Genomic DNA, 18,692 nt, shown 5'->3' with positions numbered 1-18,692 from the left:
CCCAGCTATGATTTAACGTTAAAAATTGTGCTTTTTTACCGACGCACACGTTTGCGTGGCCGCCAGAAAAAAGGGCCGGATTGCTCCAGCCCCTGATATTACTTACTGAATGCAGCCTGGAATACGGCGACCAGCGCGTCGTTCTGCGACTGGGTCAACGTATGACCTTTCGGGTCGATAAACTGCAAGCTGCTGCGGTTATCGAGATCGCCGACCTGCAATTTATAGTCGCCGGAGACCAGACCCGGATCGCTTGCGCCCAGCTCCTGCCAGTCGCTGTCAGACAGCGGCTTGTAGGTTACCGCCAGGTTACCCTGCGAACGAGTGCTGTCCGTGACTTTCATGCCCACTTTTTCCAGCGCAGCTGGCAGACGCTGCCAGACAACGTTGAACGGACCGCGGACGACCAGCATTGGTAAACCGGTGTCGTCGGCAGCGCTTTGTACGTCAAGCGTGCTGCTGGTACGGCTTTGCGCGGCGTTCTGCGCATCGGTGGCGTTTTTATCCAGTCCGGCGGAGATCACGTTCAGCATTTGCGCACTATAGCGCTGTAATGAAGAGACGTCGGCAACCGGCTTGCCGGCCTGTTCAAGATTAACCAACTTAACCGTGACCGCCTGCTGATAGCCTTGCGACTTCACGCTCACCTGATAACGACCACGATACTGTTCGTCTTCGTCCAGACGGTTCCAGTTAACCCAATCTGTCGTCAGGGTCTGGCTGGCGTCATCGCGTTTATCAATGGCGTAGTTCTGTGCCTGAAGCACGCTGACCACCTGCGGCCACAGTGAACTGCTGCGGTTACCTTCAACCAGCAGCGTGGAGGTATCACCGTTAAACTGGGTACGCGCCCCGGAGACCAGCGCCAGCGGCTGAGCCGGCGGACGGATGTCCAGTGCTTTACCCACCGCCCCGCTGCCGTTGGCGACAGGAACGTTATAATCACCATTTTGAACCGGCAGAATCATGCCTGCTGGCGCATGTAGTTCGGCAAGCGGTGCCGCATCCAGGTATGACTCGTCGCCGCTGACCTGACGCTTGTAGCGCGAGTCAGAATTACAGGCGGCGAGAAGCATCACAAGCGAAACACCCGCTACCTTCGCCAGGCGCGACTTCTGTACTGAGTAAGCCATCAAATCTCCCTAAACTTTACAGCAATCCGGCATGCTTCAGCGCTGCTTTGACGATTTCACGACCGTGGTCGGTAATCGGCGTCATCGGCAGGCGCATCGTATCGGTCGCTACAAGTCCCAATTCCTTACAGGCCCATTTCACTGGGATCGGATTGGGTTCGACAAATAATTTAGTGTGTAACGGCATCAGGCGCTGATTAATGACGCGAGCCTCAGCAAACTGCCCTTGTGCCGCCAGTTTACACATTTCAGCCATATCACGGGCTGCAACGTTTGTAGTCACCGAAATGACGCCGTGGCCGCCGAGTTGCATAAAGTCCATCGCGGTCGCATCATCGCCGCTCAGCAGAACAAAGTCATCTGAAACCAGCTCTTTGATCTGATGAACACGACTTAAGTTCCCCGTCGCTTCCTTAATACCGACAATATTTTTTATTTTGGACAGTCGGCCTACGGTTTCGGGCAGCATATCGCACCCGGTACGGGAAGGCACATTATACAGAATTTGCGGCAGGTCAGTATGCTCGGCAATTGCTTTGAAGTGCTGGAACAACCCTTCCTGAGTCGGACGGTTGTAGTACGGCGTCACGGTCAGGCAACCGACGATGCCGCTATCGTTAAAACGTTGGGTCAGGCTAATCGCCTCTGCGGTTGCATTCGCTCCCGTTCCGGCAATAACAGGGATGCGACCATCGGCAAGCTCAAGCGTCATCATGACCACATCGCCATGCTCATCGTGGCTCAGCGTTGCAGATTCACCCGTGGTGCCGACCGAAACGATGGCTGACGTTCCGTTATCCACATGATAATCAATCAGTTTTTTCAGGCTTGACCGGCAGACTTTACCTTTTTCATCCATCGGTGTGACAAGCGCTACAATACTTCCCGTGAACATGGGTCATCCTCTGTGCTGACAAGAACCTTAATGGTACGTTTGGTACTGCAATAAAAGCAAGAGACTCAGACCTTTGAGCCTGTTGTATGACGGTTTTTTTTGTGCTTTCCTAATGATTACCCTCCCTCTGACAGGAAGAACAGGTTTGACAGCCTCATCACAACACTATCTGGTTATCACTGCGCTGGGGGCTGACCGTCCAGGGATCGTGAATGCGATCACCCGTCACGTCAGTAGTTGCGGTTGTAATATCGAGGACAGCCGCCTGGCGATGCTCGGCGATGAATTTACCTTTATTATGCTGCTCTCCGGAAGCTGGAACGCCATTACGCTTATTGAATCGACGCTACCGTTAAAAGGGGCTGAGCTGGATTTACTGATCGTCATGAAGCGCACCACCGCCCACCTGCGTCCGGCAATGCCGTCAATGGTCTGGGTTCAGGTAGAGGTGGATGATTCTCCGCATCTTATTGAGCGCTTTACCACCCTGTTTTATACTCATGAGATGAATATTGCCGAACTGGTATCGCGTACTCAGCCCGGTAGCGAGAGCGCCGTTCCGCAGCTATTTATCCAGATCACCGCCCACAGCCCGGCCTCGCGGGATGCATCACTTTTTGAGCAAGCGTTTAAAGCCCTATGTACAGAACTGAATGCGCAAGGCAGTATAAACATCGTCAATTATTCACAGCATGATGAACAGAATGGAGTGTAGTAATGAATCCACTGAAAGCCGGTGATATCGCACCGAAATTTAGCTTGCCCGATCAAGACGGTGAACAAGTAAATTTGGCCGACTTCCAGGGGCAGCGAGTGCTGGTTTACTTTTACCCGAAAGCCATGACGCCAGGCTGCACCGTACAAGCATGTGGTTTACGCGATAACATGGATGATTTGAAAAAAGCGGGTGTGGACGTGCTGGGCATCAGCACGGATAAACCAGAAAAGCTGTCACGCTTTGCCGAAAAAGAACTGCTGAATTTTACGCTGCTTTCCGATGAAGACCACCAGGTTTGCGAACAATTTGGCGTCTGGGGCGAGAAATCCTTCATGGGGAAAACCTATGACGGCATTCACCGCATCAGCTTCCTGATTGACGCTGACGGTAAAATTGAACACGTTTTTGACGATTTCAAAACCAGCAATCACCACGATATCGTGCTGAACTGGGTGAAAACCAACGCCTGATATGCCTGATGCGGCCTCGCTTACGCGCAGGCCGCTTCGTCTACTCGTCGAGCGTCAGTCCATCCGGCCACGCATGGACCACGGCTTTGATTAGCGTCGCCAGCGGAATCGCAAAGAACACGCCCCAGAATCCCCACAGCCCGCCGAAAATCACCACCGACAGAATAATCACCAGCGGATGCAGGTTGACCGCTTCAGAAAACAGTACCGGCACCAGCAGGTTGCCGTCCAGTCCCTGAATAATAAGATAGACCGCAAAACAGCTCCAGAACTCGGTGCCAAGGCCAAACTGGAAAAGCGCCACGCAGACCACCGGAATGGTGACAACAAATGCGCCGATGTAGGGGATCAGTACTGAGAAACCGACCAGTACCGCCAGCAGCAGCGAATAGTTGAGGCCAAATAAAATAAACCCAATCCAGGTCGCCACGCCAACGACGATCATCTCCACCACTTTACCGCGAATATAATTGGTAATTTGCTGGTTCATCTCCTTCCAGACCTGCCCTGCCAGCCCGCGATTGCGCGGCAAAATGCGCCGCACCGCATTGAGCATCTGCTCTTTATCTTTGACGAGGAAAAAGACCATCAGCGGCACCAGCACCAGGTAGACGGCGATGGTCAGTAACCCGACCAGCGAGGCAAGCGAGTATTTCACCACTGAATCGCCGAGGGTCAGCATCCGCGAGCGCATATTTTCTGCCATCGCATCAATAATGCCCGCGTCCATTAACGCCGGATAACGGCGTGGGAGGTTGGCAGCGTACTCAGACAGCTTATTGAGCATTCCCGGCATATCGCGGATCAGATAAATCCCCTGCTGCCAGGCGACGGGGAAAACCACCAGCGCCATTAAGAGAAGAATACCGACAAAAAGCACCAGTACCATGGTCGCGGCCCAGCGCCGGGAGCAGCCGATGCGCTGTAGCCGTGCGGTAGGCCACTCCAGCAGATAGGCCAGTACGATGGCGACCAGTAACGGTGCCAGCAAGCCGCTGAAGAAAAACAGGATACAAAAACCCGCCACCAGGATGACCAGCAGCGCAATCGCCTCCGGATCGCTAAAGCGACGGCGATACCACTGCATTAACATTTCTAGCATAGAACCTTCCCTGCGGGCATGACTGGAGCAATAGATAAGAATTGTATCGAACTGTCACAAAAAAGACTTCGCTTTTTACGTGCTATCACGGAAACATTATCCGTTGCACAATTATTATTTTCTTTGCTCAGGCAGACGGCTACACTCGCAGCTCACCAACGGTGGAACATTACGTGACATTGCCGGTCAAACTGGCAAATTCAGATAACAGGATTGAGGTTATGTTCAGGCAGTTGAAAAAAACGCTGATAGCCACTCTTATCGCCACGCTAACGCTGGGACAGGCGCTGCCCGCCTTCGCCGATCCCGCGGATACGCTGCCGGATATGGGCACCTCCGCAGGAAGCACGCTCTCCATTGCTCAGGAACTGCAAATGGGGGATTACTACGTTCGCCAGCTCCGCGGCAGCGCACCGTTAATCAACGACCCTTTACTGGTTCAGTATATTAACTCGCTGGGGATGCGGCTGGTCGCGCACGCCAACTCCGTACGCACGCCGTTCCACTTCTATCTGATTAATAACGACGAAATTAACGCCTTCGCCTTCTTTGGCGGCAACGTGGTTCTGCACTCTGCCCTCTTTCGCTACGCCGACAACGAAAGCCAGCTGGCGTCGGTGATGGCGCACGAGATCTCCCACGTCACCCAGCGCCACCTGGCGCGGGCGATGGAAGATCAAAAAAACAACGCACCGCTGACCTGGGCGGGCACGCTGGGTTCGATTCTGCTGGCGATGGCCAGTCCGCAGGCCGGGATGGCGGCGTTGACTGGGACGCTGGCCGGTTCGCGCCAGGGAGTGATCACCTTTACCCAGCAAAACGAACAGGAAGCCGATCGTATCGGCATTCAGGTGCTGCAACGTTCCGGGTTTGATCCGCAGGCGATGCCCGGTTTCCTGGAAAAGCTGCTGGATCAGGCGCGCTATTCGTCGCGCCCGCCGGAAATTTTGCTCACCCACCCGCTGCCGGAAAGCCGACTGTCCGATGCGCGCAACCGTGCCAATCAGATGCCCGCCGTGGTGGTCCAGTCTTCCGCCAGTTTTTATCTGGCGAAGGTGCGTACTCTGGGGATGTACAATTCCGGACGTAATCAGCTCACCAGCGATATGCTGGAGAGCTGGGCGAAAGGCAATATTCGCGAGCAGCACGCCGCGCAATACGGTCGGGCGTTACAGGCCATGGAGGCGGGTCGCTTTGCAGAAGCCAGCCAGACGCTACAGCCGCTGCTGAAAGCCGAGCCGAATAACGCCTGGTATCTTGACCTTGCCACGGATATCGATTTGGGACAGAAGAAAAACGCCGAGGCCATTGCCCGCCTGAAGAATGCCAGTGAGATCCGCACCAATCCGGTGTTACAACTCAACCTGGCGAACGCCTATGTGCAGGCTGGCCAGACCCGTGAAGCTGCGACTATCCTGAATCGCTACACCTTTACCTACAAAGACGATCCTAACGGCTGGGATCTGCTGGCGCAGGCCGAAGCGGCCAACGGTCATCGCGATCGTGAGCTGGCAGCGCGTGCGGAGGGGCAGGCGCTGCTGGGACGGCTCGACCAGGCCATTACGCTACTGAGCAGCGCCAGCGCGCAGGTTAAGCTCGGCAGTCAGGAACAGTCGCGCTACGATGCGCGTATCGACCAGTTACGCGCCCTACAGCAGCGCTTCCGCCCGTATGAAAAAATGTGAGGAATGTTCATGTCCGACACGGTAACGATTTATCATAACCCACGCTGCTCTAAAAGCCGCGACACCCTGAGCCTGCTGAAATCGAACGGCGTCGACCCGCAAGTAGTGCTTTATCTGGAAACCCCGCCGGATGCAGCCACCCTGCGCGAGCTGTTAACGATGCTCGGCATGACCGACGCGCGTGAACTGATGCGCCAGAAAGAGGATCTCTACCGCTCTCTGAACCTGGCCGATGAACATCTGAGCCAGCAGGAACTGATTCAGGCGATGGTGGAACATCCTGAGCTTATCGAAAGGCCGATTGTCGTTAACAACGGTCAGGCACGCATCGGTCGCCCGCCGGAGCAGGTGCTGGAAATTGTCAGTTAAACGGCATCGCGCCGCAGCGCCTGTAAAAAAGCCTGTGGCGTTATCCCTCCCAGTTTTTTCTGCGTTCTTCCCTCGTTCACCAGTAAACACAGCCGTGCCACCAGCTCGTCAGGCGTCGAGTTGCGGGCCACCGGGATAATTTCCGCCAGCGGCGTTGATACAATAACAGGCTGCGCATCCACCGGCGGGGAGATTAGGATGGCATGCATTCCTTTATCCAGCAGCCAGGGATCGAGGGCAGCAGGCAGGTCGATACCGCACCACGAACTTCCTTTTGTCTCAACGCATTGTATATTAACCGGACAGTGTGTCAGCGCCTCTTCAAGCCAGTTCACCAGCAATCGCGACGACATTCCCGCATAGACCCGCGCATACCACCAGCCACTTACCGGTTCCTGCGCCATGAGCAAATGGTGTTCGCCATCATCTTCCCTGTGCAACGACAGCAAAAAGTAATGCAGGTTGAGCTGTTGCGGCACGATACCCGCGCTGAGCGCCTTTTTTCCCTTTGGTAGCAACGTTCCGCGCGACGGGCGTGCCGGTTTCAGGTAACGATTGAGGGTCGCACGCGACAGGGGGATCTCCAGTCCCTGAGTCACGAAAAACAGCAAATCATCCAGAGGTGCCTGTAGCATTTCCCGCAGGGCGTTGATCAGAGCGACCTGCTCCTGTCTCAGTGCTTTGTGTATTTTTCCAGGCGTTGTCAGCCGATCCGCCGTATTTTCCCGTCTGCGCCAACGCCTGACCGTCGTCACCGAAATACCCAGCTCCAGCGCTAGTTCGCGATCGCTTTTATCCGACTCCTGTAAATATTTTCGCACCCTTGGGGTCGTGGTAGCGTTGGCATGCAGCTTAATTTCCATGATAACTCCTGTATCACACCCTAACTAATCATGTGAGATTTATTCTAGCGTGCAAATAAAATGTGACCAGATTCACCTTCCTGCCACAGGGATTAATGAATAATCCCCCAGTAGCTTCTCATTACATAACACACACAATACCGATTAATCTTGTACGGAGTTCACAATGAACAATGTTCTGGGATTTCTTGAAGCGAAACTGATGCCGCTTGCCGCCAGGACCGCGCAGCAGCCTCATCTGTGCGCCATTCGCGGTGCCTATGTTTCTTTCATGCCGTTTATTATCGTCGGTTCGATCCTGCTGGTGATTTCTTCCTTTCCCAATCAGACCTATCAACAGTTTATGTCGCAGGCGTTTGGTGAGAACTGGAGCGCTATCGTCGAGATCCCGTTTAACGCGGTATTCTCAACCATGGCGCTGTTTATCAGTTTTCTTGTCGCTTACCGTCTGGCTGAGCAGCGTGCTGACGATCGTATCTCCTGCGGCGTGCTGGCGCTGGTTTGTTTTTTGATCCTCACGCCCTTCCTGAAAGTGGCGGAGAACGGCGGCATTACCGTGATGCCCGTGGAATGGATCGGCACTCGCGGTCTTTTTGTGGCGATGATCGGCTCGCTACTGTGGACGGAACTGTTCTGCTGGCTAAAGTGTAAAAAGCTGGTAATCAAAATGCCGGACGGCGTTCCCCCGGCGGTACAGGAGTCTTTTGCCGCGCTGATCCCCGCCCTGCTGGTGATGATCCTGGTGCTGGCGATCCGCATTGGCTTTGAAAATACCCCTTACCGAACCATCCACCAGTTTATTTACGAGGTAGTGGCCACACCGGTACGCCATTTCGGCACCTCTTATTTCGGCGCGCTGATGACGGTCTTCAGCATTACTATTCTGTGGTCGGTGGGCATCAACTCTGGCTCTATGGTTAACGGCATTATCCGCCCGCTGTGGATGGAAAATCAGACCGACAATATTGCCGCGATCCAGGCCGGAACCACACCGCCGCATATCATCACTGAACAGTTTTTCGACATGATCTGGATGGGTGGCGCGGGGGCCACGCTATCGCTGGTGATCGCCATGCTGATATTCGCACGTAGCAAAAACATGCGCGAGGTCGCGCGCCTTGGCGCGGGTGCGTCACTCTTTAATATCAACGAGCCTGTGTTATTTGGCCTGCCGGTGATCATGAATCCCATTATGCTGATCCCGTTTAACCTGGTGCCGCTGGTGCTGGTGACCGTGCAGTATGTGGCGATGAAAATCGGCGCGGTAGCGGTCACTACCGGCGTTTTTATTCCATGGACGCTGCCACCGGTTATCAGCGGTTTCATTGTTACCGGACATCTTTCCGGCAGCATTATGCAACTCCTCAATCTGCTGATTGGCGCGATGTTGTATCTGCCTTTTATTCGCATTGTCGACAAACAATATCGCAGTGCAGAACGTAATATGGATAACGCCGCGGGCGCGCTGGCGAAACAGGAGTAAGGGATGTGGGGAATTATTGCAACCTGGCGGATGGCGCTGGAAGGCGTTTCAACATCGGCGACGGCGCTACAGGCCGGAAGCGCGGCAGCGACATCGGTAGTGGATGCGGTCGTCACCGTCGAAGATTATCCGCTCTATAAATCGGTAGGCTATGGCGGTCTGCCTACTGAAAACGGCGAAGTGGAGCTTGATGCCGCCTGGATGGATGGCGACACGCTGGCCTTTGGCGCGGTGGGTAACCTGATAGATATCGCCAATCCGGTAAAAGTGGCGCATGCGCTGGGTCGGCAGCGTTATAACAGCGTGCTGGTCGGTCAGGGTGCCCGGGAGTGGGCACTCAGTCAGGGCTTTACGCCGAAAACGATGTTAACTGACCGCGCGATGCAACACTACCGCAAGCGATGCCGGGAAACGCTGGATAAGGGCCTCAGCCCCTACGACGGCCACGATACGGTGGGTATCATCGCTCTTGACCGACAAGGCTCAATGAGTGTCGCCACGTCCACCAGCGGCCTGTTTATGAAAAAGCGCGGCCGACTGGGAGACTCGCCCATCATCGGCTCGGGATTCTACTGTGACAGCGAAACCGGGGCGGCAACCGCGACGGGGATGGGCGAAGATTTAATGAAAGGCTGCACCAGCTACGAAATTGTCCGCCGCATGGCGCAGGGCATGACTCCGCAACAGGCGGCGGACTCAGTAATTTACGAACTGGAAGATAAGCTGATGTCGCGCTTTGGTCGCGCGGGCGATCTGTCGGTGGTATGCATGAACCGCCACGGCGAATTCGGCGCAGCCACCAACATCAAAACATTCTCCTTCGTCGTGGCTACCGCAACCCAGCCGCTAACCGTCTTCCGCGCCGATCGGCTTCAGGAGAAAACCCATTATCAGCCGGTGGATGACGACTGGATGCAGGCGTATAACGCCCGCATCCGCGCGCCCATTGAGGAGTAAAACATGATTGATTATGCGCTTACCGACAGGCTTGCCGGCGATCTGACGCAAAGTCACCTGATCACGTTTCCCGGTAGTCCCCTCTTCGACCAGCCGCTCTATCGGGCGATGCCGATAATTGACGAAATGGAAGCGCTTGCTACGCAGGGGAAGCTCGCGGACACGCGCTTTGGCTGCGCTCCCTTCGCACGCATCACTCTGCTGCCATCCGGCGTCTGGCATGACAGCGTCACCGATGCGCTGCTCGACCTCCTGCGCCCGTTGTTCACCGACACGGCGTGCCCTCAGGTCATTATCGACTGCTCGCACATTGATGAGGTGGTACTGGCGAAGACGCTGCGCTTCTTATTTAACCTCTCGCATCAGCTGGTGGATCTGGGTCTGAAAACCGGACAGTCACCGACGACCCGCCTGCGCCGTGTTATCGGCTACTGTCCCCGGGAAACCCAGCCGCAACGGGAAACGCTGTTCCACCAGCAGCACGTTATCGCCAGTGGCATGATTGCTGCCCGCCGACTGGCGGATTTACCCTCAGAACAGTGTACGCCACAGTATGTGGTAGATGAAGCGCAGCGACTGTGCGCCGCCTTTCCTGCGCTGCGCTGCGAGGTGCTGGATGAAAACGCTATCGTCGAGCAAGGGCTTGGTCTGCTGTATGCAGTGGGTAAAGGTGCGGAACGGCCGCCCCGCCTGCTGGCTATTCACTATGACGGCATCGCTGACGGACCGGTGCGCAGCTACGTTGGCAAAGGTATTACGTTTGATACCGGCGGGCTGTGGCTAAAAGAGGGTGCCGGCATGTACACCATGAAATATGACATGTGCGGCGCAGCGAACGTCCTTGGATTGATGCTCAGCATCGCTGGCCTCGCGCTGCCGGTAAGGGTAATGGGCGTGCTGGCGCTTGCGGAAAACGCCATCGGGCCGAATGCCATGCAGCCCGGTAGCGTGGCGCGCGCCTGCAACGGCATGACGGTGGAGATCAATAATACCGACGCCGAGGGACGTCTGGTGCTATCCGACGCCCTCGCCTGGGCCAGCCTGCGCCATCCCGACACACGTTATATCATCGATCTCGCCACCCTCACCGGCGCAGTGGTAAAAGCGCTGGGCTATGCGTTAAGCGGGTTGATGACGCAGAATGAGTCCCTGCGCCAGGCGTTAACCCTGGCAGGTCAACAGAGCGGAGATGAAGTCTGGTCGCTGCCGCTTGACGCGCGGCTGAAAAAACAGACCGAAAGCGCTATCGCCGATCTGTGCAATACACCGGGCAACAATGCCGCCATCAGCGCGTCCGCTGCCTGGCTGCTGCACCATTTTTGTCCGTCAACTATTCCGTGGGCACATCTTGACGTAAGCGGCACGGCGCTATGGCGCGAAAGCGGAAGAAGCGTTGCCTCCGGGCGGCCGATCCCGCTGCTGATACAGCATTTGCTTAACGATATTGCGAGCAGTCAATAAGAACACAGGCGTGTCGCTCGACACGCCTACAGCTTGAGGATCTCTTTAACGAAGGGAATCGTCAGCTTACGCTGGGCGGTGATCGATGCCCGATCGAGCTGATCGAGGGTCATAAACAGCGTGCGCATCTCCCGATCCAGCCGCTTTAACAGAAAACGGCAGACATCTTCCGGCATCTCAAACCCCCGCTGGCGCGCGCGCAACTGCAAAGCCTGGAGCTTATCTTCATCTGACAGCGGCTGGAGTTTATAAATCTGTCCCCAGTCGAGGCGCGAAGCCAGATCGGGGAGACCCAGCTTAAGCTGACGCGGCGGCCGATCGCCGGTGATCAGCAGGCGGGTTTTGCCGGATTCCAGGATGCGGTTATAGAGATTAAACATCGCCATTTCCCATGGCTCATCCCCGGCAATGCATTCGATATTATCGATACACACCAGCGAAAGCTGCTCCATTCCTTCCAGCACTTCCGGTACAAACCAGGTGCGTTTATCCAGCGGTACATACCCCACCGCATCGCCACGCTGGGAGAGTTCAGCGCAGGCCGCGTGCAGCAAGTGGCTGCGCCCTGCCCCTTCGCGGGACCAGATATAGATATAGCCGCTGTGATCCTGGCGCAGCGCGTTTTGCAGTGCGGCCAGCAAAGAGGGGTTATCGCCCGGCCAGAAACTCGCAAAGGTTTCGTCGTCGGGAAGATAGAGTGGCAGTGAGAGCTGCGCCGGTGTGTTCAGGTGGACCTCTGTCTGGGCTTGCAAAAATCGCCTTGAGTTTATCACAAAACCGGAGACTGAGAACCGGGTGGATCGCCACCCGGTGAGTGGATCATCTTGTTTATGCGTCTTTATCCGTGGCATCCAGCACGATTTCTTCCGGACGCAGCATGCTGATAAGCTTAAAGATCAGGCTCAGGGCAACACCCACGATGGTCGCCAGCGCCATGCCTTTCAGTTCGGCCGCGCCAATGTGCACCTTCGCACCGCTGACGCCAATGATCAGAATGACCGAGGTCAGGATCAGGTTTTGCGCTTTGCTGTAATCCACTTTTGATTCGATCAGCACGCGAATACCGGATGCGCCAATCACCCCGTACAGCAGCAGCGAGACGCCGCCCATCACCGGCAGCGGAATGATCTGAATGGCGGCGGCCAGTTTCCCCACGCAGGAGAGCAGGATGGCAATAATCGCCGCGCCGCCGATAACCCAGGTACTGTAAACGCGGGTGATCGCCATCACGCCGATATTTTCACCATAGGTGGTGTTTGGCGTGGAGCCAAAGAAACCAGAAACGATGGTCGATAGCCCGTTAGCAAACATCGAACGGTGGAGGCCCGGATCGCGAATCAGGTCTTTTTTGACGATGTTGGCGGTAACCACCAGATGTCCGACGTGTTCGGCAATCACCACCAGTGCGGCAGGCAGAATGGTGAAGATAGCAAACCACTCAAAACGCGGGGTGTAGAACGTCGGCAGCGCGAACCAGTGCGCCTGCGCAATCGGTGTGGTATCCACAACGCCCATTACGAAGGAGAGCGCATAGCCTACCAGCACGCCAATCAGGATCGGGATAATCGCCAGAAACCCGCGGAACAGGACCGAACCAAAAACGGTCACCCCCAGCGTCACCAGCGAGATAATAATGGTTTTAGTATCAGCAGATTGTCCGTCTGGCGGCAGCAAGCCCGCCATATTCGCGGCGACGCCTGCCAGCTCCAGACCGATAACCGCCACAATGGCCCCCATCGCCGCCGGCGGAAACATGACGTCCAGCCAGCCGGAACCGGCTTTTTTGACAATAAAAGCAACGAGACAAAACAGCACGCCACACATAATAAAGCCGCCGAGCGCCACTTCATAACCCAGCGGCAGAAGCAGCAGCACCGGGGAGATAAAGGCGAAACTTGACCCGAGGTACGCCGGGATTTTGCCTTTACATATGAAGAGATACAGCAATGTACCGATGCCGTTAAACAGCAGCACCGTGGCCGGGTTAATGTGGAATAAAACAGGCACCAGCACCGTTGCGCCAAACATGGCAAACAGGTGCTGCAAACTAAGCGGGATTGTCTGTAAAAGCGGCGGTCTTTCACTCACCCCGATAGCACGGCGCGTCATAGTATTACCTCTGAATGTTGTATGTGGGTTGTTTTACTCAAAAAAAAGCCGACTCTCAAAGTCGGCTTTTTTTATTTATTCATTTACTTGGTACCAAAGAGCTTGTCACCGGCATCGCCGAGACCCGGAATAATGTATCCGTGCTCGTTAAGCCCCTGGTCAATGGACGCGGTATAGAGCTCGACGTCCGGATGCGCTTTCTCCAGCGCCGCAATACCTTCCGGTGCCGCCACCAGTACCAGCACCTTGATGCTGGAGCAGCCCGCATTTTTCAGCAGGTCGATGGTCGCAATCACAGAGCCGCCAGTTGCCAGCATGGGGTCAACGATCAGCGCCATACGCTCATCGATATTGGAGACCAGCTTCTGGAAGTACGGTACAGGCTCAAGCGTTTCTTCGTTGCGGTACATCCCTACCACGCTGATGCGCGCGCTCGGTACGTTCTCCAGTACGCCTTCCATCATCCCCAGACCCGCACGCAGGATAGGTACAACGGTGATTTTTTTACCTTTAATCTGGTCGATTTCTACCGGGCCATTCCAGCCTTCGATAGTCACTTTTTCCGTTTCCAGATCGGCTGTCGCTTCATAGGTCAGCAGGCTACCCACTTCAGAGGCGAGTTCGCGAAAGCGTTTAGTGCTGACATCCTGCTCACGCATCAGACCCAGCTTGTGTTTGACGAGTGGGTGTTTCACTTCAACGATCTTCATTCTCTTTCTCCTTTGAGGGGCAGCCACAAAAAAAATCGACGGATTATACCGCCTTTCTTTTAGTCGACAATATTTTTTTGTTTGATGTTGATCAAGCATATGCGCGTAAAGGAAAATTTCATCTACTAATTAAAACGTTACGGGGAAGCAAATCAGAGAAACTCACATGGCGCTCGCTTTCGTGAGTCGACAGACGGCTATAGCGGAAGAAAAAAAGCGGCCAGCCGGTGACTGACCGCTAAAACGAGGATTAAAGTTTTTCGCCGTTAGTGGCAATCACCTGCTTATACCAGTCAAACGATTTTTTGCGGCTGCGGGCCAGCGTACCGTTGCCGTCGTTGTCTTTGTCGACGTAGATAAAGCCGTAGCGTTTTTTCATCTCGCCGGTGCCGGCGGAGACCAGATCGATACAGCCCCACGGCGTATAGCCCATCAGATCCACCCCATCTTCCACGACCGCTTTTTTCATTTCGGCGATATGGGCAGAGAGATAGTCAATACGATACTGGTCGTCGACTGAACCGTCTTTTTCCAGCACATCGATCGCGCCAAAGCCGTTTTCAACGATAAACAGCGGTAGCTGATAGTGATCCCAGAACCAGTTCAGGGAGTAGCGCAGGCCCACCGGGTCAATCTGCCAGCCCCAGTCGGATTTCTGCACGTGCGGGTTGGAGACCAGGCTTTTCGTTTCGTCGTAATCCAGCTGCGGATTATCGGCGGTCGCTTTGGTGGCGAACGACATATAGTAACTAAAGCCAATGTAGTCGACGCAGCCCTGTTTCAGTGCGGCGAGATCGTCTTCGGTGATATCCAGGTTAAAACCGCGACGATCGAAATAGTTCAGCAGATGCTGCGGATAGCTGCCGCGCACGTGAACGTCGGTGAACCAGTAGCGACGATGCATGGCGTTCATCGCCATCATCATATCGTTCGGCGCACAGCTCAGCGGGTAGATCGGGCACATGGCGATCATGCAGCCTACCTGCAATGACGGGTTGATCTCCCTCGCCGCTTTCACCGACAGGGCGCTGGCGACCAGCTCGTAGTGCGCGGCCTGGTACATCACCGGCTCACGATCTTCACCAGGCGCATATTTCAGCCCGGAGTTGGTGAACGGGGCGAAATCTTCGTGATAGTTAGCCTGGTTGTTGATCTCGTTAAAGGTCATCCAGTATTTCACTTTATGCTGGTAGCGGGTAAAAACCACCTTCGCGAAACGGACAAAGAAGTCGATCAGCTTGCGGTTACGCCAGCCGCCGTACTCCCTGACCAGATGATAAGGCATCTCGAAGTGAGAAAGCGTAATCACCGGTTCAATACCGTACTTCAGGCACTCATCGAACAGATCGTCATAGAATTGCAGGCCCGCTTCATTCGGCTCCTGCTCATCGCCTTTCGGGAAAATACGCGTCCAGGCGATTGAGGTACGGAAGCATTTGAAGCCCATCTCGGCAAACAGCGCAACGTCTTCTTTATAGCGATGATAAAAATCGATGGCTTCGTGGTTAGGGTAGTTTTTCCCCGGCAGCACGCCGTCGGTAATTTCACGTGCCACGCCGTGCGCGCCGGCGGTCATTACATCGGCCACGCTCGCGCCTTTACCGCCTTCCTGCCAGCCGCCTTCCAGCTGATGCGCTGCGACCGCGCCGCCCCACAGAAAACCTTCTTTAAGTCCGGACATGTTCTCTCCCTCATGAACGATCGCCGTCTGGCGACCGGTGTTGCTGATTGAAATGGTAAACTGCGCCGATCAATCCGGCGTCGTTGCCGTGACTGACGGTATCGATGTATTCCGCAATGCCGAACCAGGCCAGGTGTTCGCGCAGCAGCGCCAGAAAACCCGGGCGTTCGACAATACCGCCGCCGATCAGAATCGTCTGCGGATCAAATAAATTAACGAGGTTATACAGGCCGGTACCGAGGCCGTTTAAGAAATCCGTCACCAGGCGCTGACAGACGACGTCGCCTGCATCAAAGCGGTCGAAAATCTCCTCGCCGGTGACCTCCTCCAGCGCTTTGCCGACATGTTCGGCGTAGCGGTAGCGTAAAACACGCAGCGTGCAGTTTTCATTCATGGAGTAGCGACGAACGTCGCGGGAACCGGGGCGTTCGGTTTGCATATAGCCAAACTCGCCTGCGCGAAAACGCGCGCCGTGCACTAGTTGGTTGTTACAGAAAATCGCCCCGCCGATGCCGGTACCAATGGTTAACACCAGGAAGTTCGCCATCTCTGCGCCTTTACCCTGCCAGCGTTCGGCCAGCAGTACGCAGTTAGCGTCGTTCTCAATGGCGACGGGAAGCCGGACCTTTTCTTCAAGCCACTGTTTGATGGCGAAATTATCGAACTTGCGGATTGCGCCACCCATCGTAATAAAGCCGGTGTGTGGGTTGACGTAACCGGGCGCGCTGATGGCAACCCCTTCACACTCCGGATGGGCCGTTATCCATGTCAGCATGGCCTGTAAAATCTCGTCGCCATCGCTGTCGTTGATCGTCTGCTTTCCCTTGTCCAGCAGCTCTCCCGTGGCGGTGACCACGCCCATTTTTAACGCGGTGCCACCAATATCAAATGCGGCAATTTTCATCCTGTTTCGTCCTCCTGAATCCCGTCAGAACCCGCTTAGCGCTTTTCTCAACCCAAAACAGAAACCGGTTTCATTGGCATGATGGTCACTCACGGGCACGGAGGCAAGCATAAGAATGTACCCGGTTTCATTTTCGTGAACAGTATCAAATTTGTGTCTCTGCACGTTGTTCAGTGTCTGGCACAAAGCAGGCTCGCAAACGTTTGCTTTCCCTGTTAGAATTGCGCCGATTTTATTTCTACCGCAAACGCGTGGGGACTCAGCAGTGACCGATAAAACCTCTCTCAGCTATAAAGATGCCGGTGTTGATATCGATGCGGGCAACGCTCTGGTCGACCGTATCAAAGGCGTGGTGAAGAAAACCCGTCGCCCGGAAGTGATGGGCGGTCTGGGTGGCTTTGGCGCGCTGTGCGCCCTGCCGCAGAAATATCGCGAGCCGATTCTGGTCTCCGGCACCGACGGCGTAGGAACGAAGCTGCGTCTGGCGATGGATCTAAAACGTCACGATACTATCGGTATCGATCTGGTGGCGATGTGCGTCAACGATCTGGTGGTCCAGGGCGCTGAGCCGCTGTTTTTCCTTGATTACTACGCGACCGGCAAGCTGGATGTGGATACGGCGGCCAGCGTTATCAACGGCATCGCCGAGGGCTGCCTGCAATCCGGCTGCGCGCTGGTGGGCGGTGAAACTGCGGAAATGCCGGGGATGTATCACGGCGACGATTACGACGTGGCCGGGTTCTGCGTGGGCGTGGTGGAAAAATCGGAAATTATTGACGGCAGTAAAGTCGCTGATGGCGACGTGCTGATCGCGCTGGCCTCCAGCGGCCCGCACTCCAACGGCTATTCGCTGGTACGCAAGATAGTGGAAGTGAGCGGCTGCGATCCGCTGACCACCGATCTTGACGGCAAGTCGCTGGCGGATCACCTGCTGGCCCCGACCCGCATCTACGTGAAATCCATTCTGTCGCTGATTGAGAACATCGAGGTACATGCGATTGCCCACCTCACCGGCGGCGGTTTCTGGGAAAATATTCCACGCGTGCTGCCGGATAATACCCAGGCGGTGATTGACGAATCCTCCTGGCAGTGGCCCGCCATTTTTGACTGGATGCAGCGTGCGGGTAACGTCAGCCGTCATGAAATGTATCGCACCTTTAACTGTGGCGTCGGCATGATCGTCGCGCTGCCAGCAGCTAATGCAGATAAAGCCATTGCATTGCTCAATGATAAGGGTGAAAAGGCGTGGAAAATCGGTATCATTAAATCTTCTGATTCCGACGAGCGCGTGGTCATTGAGTAATGAAAAACATCGTGGTGCTGATCTCCGGCAACGGCAGTAATTTACAGGCGATTATTGACGCCTGCGAGCAGAAAAAGATCGGCGGCACACTGCGTGCGGTATTCAGCAATAAGGCCGACGCGTTCGGCCTTGAGCGCGCGCGTCAGGCAAACATCCCGGCGCATGCATTAACGGCCAGTCAGTTTGCCAGCCGCGAAGCTTTCGATCGTGAACTGATGCTGGAAATTGACGCCTATGCGCCAGATGTAGTGGTGCTCGCGGGCTATATGCGGATTTTAAGCCCGGAATTCGTGGCGCACTATCAGGGACGGCTGTTAAACATCCACCCTTCTCTGCTGCCCAAATATCCGGGCCTGAATACCCATAAGCAGGTGCTGGAAAACGGCGATGAAGTCCACGGTACGTCGGTGCATTTTGTGACTGACGAACTGGACGGCGGCCCGGTTATTTTGCAGGCCAACGTGCCGGTGTTTAGCGGCGACAACGAGGACGAGATTACCGCACGGGTACAGGCGCAGGAGCACGACATCTATCCACTGGTGATTAGCTGGTTTGTTGCTGGCCGTCTTGAAATGCGCGACAACGCGGCGTGGCTGGATAACGTCAAACTGCCCGCGCAAGGTTATGCCGCGGAAGAGTAAACTTTTGCCGCTGTACCCTGTGTGCCCGACGGCGCATTCGCTTGCACGGGCCTGGGAAAAGATGACAACGTCGTGATATCACCCGCCCCCGTAGGCCAGGCAAGCGCAGCGCCTCCCGGCAAATACGACGCGGTGGCCGACCATTAATCTGCCCCTCTCATACCGCGCCGCTATTTTTGTCAATTTTATCCCTCCTTGCCGCCCTACC

General features: G+C 55.4%; 18 protein-coding genes. 9 read left to right on the top strand and 9 right to left on the bottom strand.

What is annotated here, in order from left to right:
* Nucleotides 1–98: 98 nt before the first annotated feature.
* Nucleotides 99–1,133: an outer membrane protein assembly factor BamC gene (bamC, locus tag INT84_RS06900; RefSeq protein ID WP_194206214.1), complete on the bottom strand. Its 1,035-nt coding sequence runs from the start codon at nt 1,131–1,133 to the stop codon at nt 99–101.
* 16 nt (nt 1,134–1,149) lie between these two features.
* Entirely contained in the window at nt 1,150–2,028 is an 879-nt protein-coding gene (gene dapA / locus INT84_RS06895; RefSeq protein ID WP_194206213.1) for a 4-hydroxy-tetrahydrodipicolinate synthase, read from the bottom strand.
* 145 nt (nt 2,029–2,173) lie between these two features.
* Between dapA and INT84_RS06890 the strand changes: the two genes are divergently transcribed.
* Nucleotides 2,174–2,743, top strand: coding sequence for a glycine cleavage system transcriptional repressor (locus tag INT84_RS06890; protein WP_228065987.1), 570 nt, complete (start codon nt 2,174–2,176; stop codon nt 2,741–2,743).
* Between the two features lie 2 nt (nt 2,744–2,745).
* A complete protein-coding gene (gene bcp / locus INT84_RS06885) occupies nt 2,746–3,216 on the top strand; it encodes a thioredoxin-dependent thiol peroxidase (protein ID WP_176917101.1) in 471 nt (156 codons plus the stop codon).
* A 40-nt stretch (nt 3,217–3,256) separates the two neighbouring features.
* On the opposite strand, the gene INT84_RS06880 is transcribed toward bcp, so the two are convergent.
* A complete protein-coding gene (locus tag INT84_RS06880; protein WP_194206212.1) occupies nt 3,257–4,318 on the bottom strand; it encodes an AI-2E family transporter in 1,062 nt (353 codons plus the stop codon).
* A gap of 221 nt (nt 4,319–4,539) precedes the next feature.
* On the opposite strand from INT84_RS06880, the gene bepA reads away from it, so the two are divergent.
* Both bepA and arsC read left to right on the top strand, forming a co-directional pair.
* The gene (gene bepA, locus INT84_RS06875; RefSeq protein WP_194206211.1) at nt 4,540–6,003 is read left to right on the top strand and encodes a beta-barrel assembly-enhancing protease; all 1,464 of its coding nucleotides are present in this window, start codon (nt 4,540–4,542) and stop codon (nt 6,001–6,003) included.
* 9 nt (nt 6,004–6,012) lie between these two features.
* Nucleotides 6,013–6,372 (top strand): arsenate reductase (glutaredoxin), encoded by a 360-nt coding sequence (gene arsC / locus INT84_RS06870; RefSeq protein ID WP_194206210.1) that lies wholly within the window; start codon nt 6,013–6,015, stop codon nt 6,370–6,372.
* Here the strand turns inward: arsC and INT84_RS06865 are convergent.
* Entirely contained in the window at nt 6,369–7,235 is an 867-nt protein-coding gene (locus INT84_RS06865; protein WP_194206209.1) for an XRE family transcriptional regulator, read from the bottom strand. The two genes, arsC and INT84_RS06865, sit on opposite strands and share 4 nt — an antisense overlap.
* Nucleotides 7,236–7,401: 166 nt before the next feature.
* On the opposite strand from INT84_RS06865, the gene INT84_RS06860 reads away from it, so the two are divergent.
* The 3 genes from INT84_RS06860 to INT84_RS06850 are packed head-to-tail and all read left to right on the top strand — an operon-like array spanning nt 7,402 to nt 11,136.
* Nucleotides 7,402–8,718 (top strand): PTS sugar transporter subunit IIC, encoded by a 1,317-nt coding sequence (locus INT84_RS06860; protein ID WP_194206208.1) that lies wholly within the window; start codon nt 7,402–7,404, stop codon nt 8,716–8,718.
* Nucleotides 8,719–8,721: 3 nt separating this feature from the next.
* Nucleotides 8,722–9,675, top strand: coding sequence for a N(4)-(beta-N-acetylglucosaminyl)-L-asparaginase (locus INT84_RS06855; RefSeq protein ID WP_194206207.1), 954 nt, complete (start codon nt 8,722–8,724; stop codon nt 9,673–9,675).
* Between the two features lie 3 nt (nt 9,676–9,678).
* The gene (locus tag INT84_RS06850; protein WP_194206206.1) at nt 9,679–11,136 is read left to right on the top strand and encodes a M17 family metallopeptidase; all 1,458 of its coding nucleotides are present in this window, start codon (nt 9,679–9,681) and stop codon (nt 11,134–11,136) included.
* Between the two features lie 26 nt (nt 11,137–11,162).
* Here the strand turns inward: INT84_RS06850 and INT84_RS06845 are convergent, their stop codons facing one another.
* From INT84_RS06845 to bglK, 5 genes are all read right to left on the bottom strand, one after another.
* A complete protein-coding gene (locus INT84_RS06845) occupies nt 11,163–11,864 on the bottom strand; it encodes a DnaA inactivator Hda (RefSeq protein ID WP_228066068.1) in 702 nt (233 codons plus the stop codon).
* A gap of 100 nt (nt 11,865–11,964) precedes the next feature.
* The gene (gene uraA, locus INT84_RS06840) at nt 11,965–13,245 is read right to left on the bottom strand and encodes a uracil permease (protein WP_194206204.1); all 1,281 of its coding nucleotides are present in this window, start codon (nt 13,243–13,245) and stop codon (nt 11,965–11,967) included.
* 83 nt (nt 13,246–13,328) lie between these two features.
* Nucleotides 13,329–13,955, bottom strand: a complete 627-nt coding sequence (gene upp, locus INT84_RS06835; protein ID WP_176917111.1) for a uracil phosphoribosyltransferase — start codon at nt 13,953–13,955, stop codon at nt 13,329–13,331.
* 250 nt (nt 13,956–14,205) lie between these two features.
* The gene (locus tag INT84_RS06830) at nt 14,206–15,636 is read right to left on the bottom strand and encodes a 6-phospho-beta-glucosidase (RefSeq protein WP_194206203.1); all 1,431 of its coding nucleotides are present in this window, start codon (nt 15,634–15,636) and stop codon (nt 14,206–14,208) included.
* Nucleotides 15,637–15,646: 10 nt separating this feature from the next.
* Entirely contained in the window at nt 15,647–16,540 is an 894-nt protein-coding gene (gene bglK / locus INT84_RS06825; protein WP_194206202.1) for a beta-glucoside kinase BglK, read from the bottom strand.
* Nucleotides 16,541–16,805: 265 nt separating this feature from the next.
* Between bglK and purM the strand changes: the two genes are divergently transcribed.
* Together purM and purN are read left to right on the top strand one after the other, a co-directional pair.
* Nucleotides 16,806–17,843 (top strand): phosphoribosylformylglycinamidine cyclo-ligase, encoded by a 1,038-nt coding sequence (gene purM / locus INT84_RS06820; protein WP_194206201.1) that lies wholly within the window; start codon nt 16,806–16,808, stop codon nt 17,841–17,843.
* A complete protein-coding gene (purN, locus tag INT84_RS06815; RefSeq protein WP_194206200.1) occupies nt 17,843–18,484 on the top strand; it encodes a phosphoribosylglycinamide formyltransferase in 642 nt (213 codons plus the stop codon). The genes purM and purN overlap by 1 nt, the downstream gene beginning before the upstream one ends.
* Nucleotides 18,485–18,692 lie beyond the last annotated feature (208 nt).

It is taken from the genome of Superficieibacter sp. 1612_C1 (assembly GCF_015234305.1).
Classification (GTDB): domain Bacteria; phylum Pseudomonadota; class Gammaproteobacteria; order Enterobacterales; family Enterobacteriaceae; genus Superficieibacter.
The sequence above is the reverse complement of the archived record's forward strand: the minus strand, read 5'-3'. Positions and strand labels throughout refer to the sequence as shown.

Bases quoted from the DNA above. Each gene is read 5' to 3' on its own strand.
- INT84_RS06880 (WP_194206212.1), bottom strand. From the start codon at position 4,318: ATGCTAGAAATGTTAATGCAGTGGTATCGCCGTCGCTTTAGCGATCCG.
- bcp (WP_176917101.1), top strand. From the start codon at position 2,746: ATGAATCCACTGAAAGCCGGTGATATCGCACCGAAATTTAGCTTGCCC.
- INT84_RS06860 (WP_194206208.1), top strand. From the start codon at position 7,402: ATGAACAATGTTCTGGGATTTCTTGAAGCGAAACTGATGCCGCTTGCC.
- bamC (WP_194206214.1), bottom strand. From the start codon at position 1,133: ATGGCTTACTCAGTACAGAAGTCGCGCCTGGCGAAGGTAGCGGGTGTT.
- INT84_RS06830 (WP_194206203.1), bottom strand. From the start codon at position 15,636: ATGTCCGGACTTAAAGAAGGTTTTCTGTGGGGCGGCGCGGTCGCAGCG.
- bglK (WP_194206202.1), bottom strand. From the start codon at position 16,540: ATGAAAATTGCCGCATTTGATATTGGTGGCACCGCGTTAAAAATGGGC.
- INT84_RS06855 (WP_194206207.1), top strand. From the start codon at position 8,722: ATGTGGGGAATTATTGCAACCTGGCGGATGGCGCTGGAAGGCGTTTCA.
- INT84_RS06865 (WP_194206209.1), bottom strand. From the start codon at position 7,235: ATGGAAATTAAGCTGCATGCCAACGCTACCACGACCCCAAGGGTGCGA.
- purN (WP_194206200.1), top strand. From the start codon at position 17,843: ATGAAAAACATCGTGGTGCTGATCTCCGGCAACGGCAGTAATTTACAG.
- dapA (WP_194206213.1), bottom strand. From the start codon at position 2,028: ATGTTCACGGGAAGTATTGTAGCGCTTGTCACACCGATGGATGAAAAA.
- uraA (WP_194206204.1), bottom strand. From the start codon at position 13,245: ATGACGCGCCGTGCTATCGGGGTGAGTGAAAGACCGCCGCTTTTACAG.
- bepA (WP_194206211.1), top strand. From the start codon at position 4,540: ATGTTCAGGCAGTTGAAAAAAACGCTGATAGCCACTCTTATCGCCACG.
- upp (WP_176917111.1), bottom strand. From the start codon at position 13,955: ATGAAGATCGTTGAAGTGAAACACCCACTCGTCAAACACAAGCTGGGT.
- arsC (WP_194206210.1), top strand. From the start codon at position 6,013: ATGTCCGACACGGTAACGATTTATCATAACCCACGCTGCTCTAAAAGC.
- INT84_RS06850 (WP_194206206.1), top strand. From the start codon at position 9,679: ATGATTGATTATGCGCTTACCGACAGGCTTGCCGGCGATCTGACGCAA.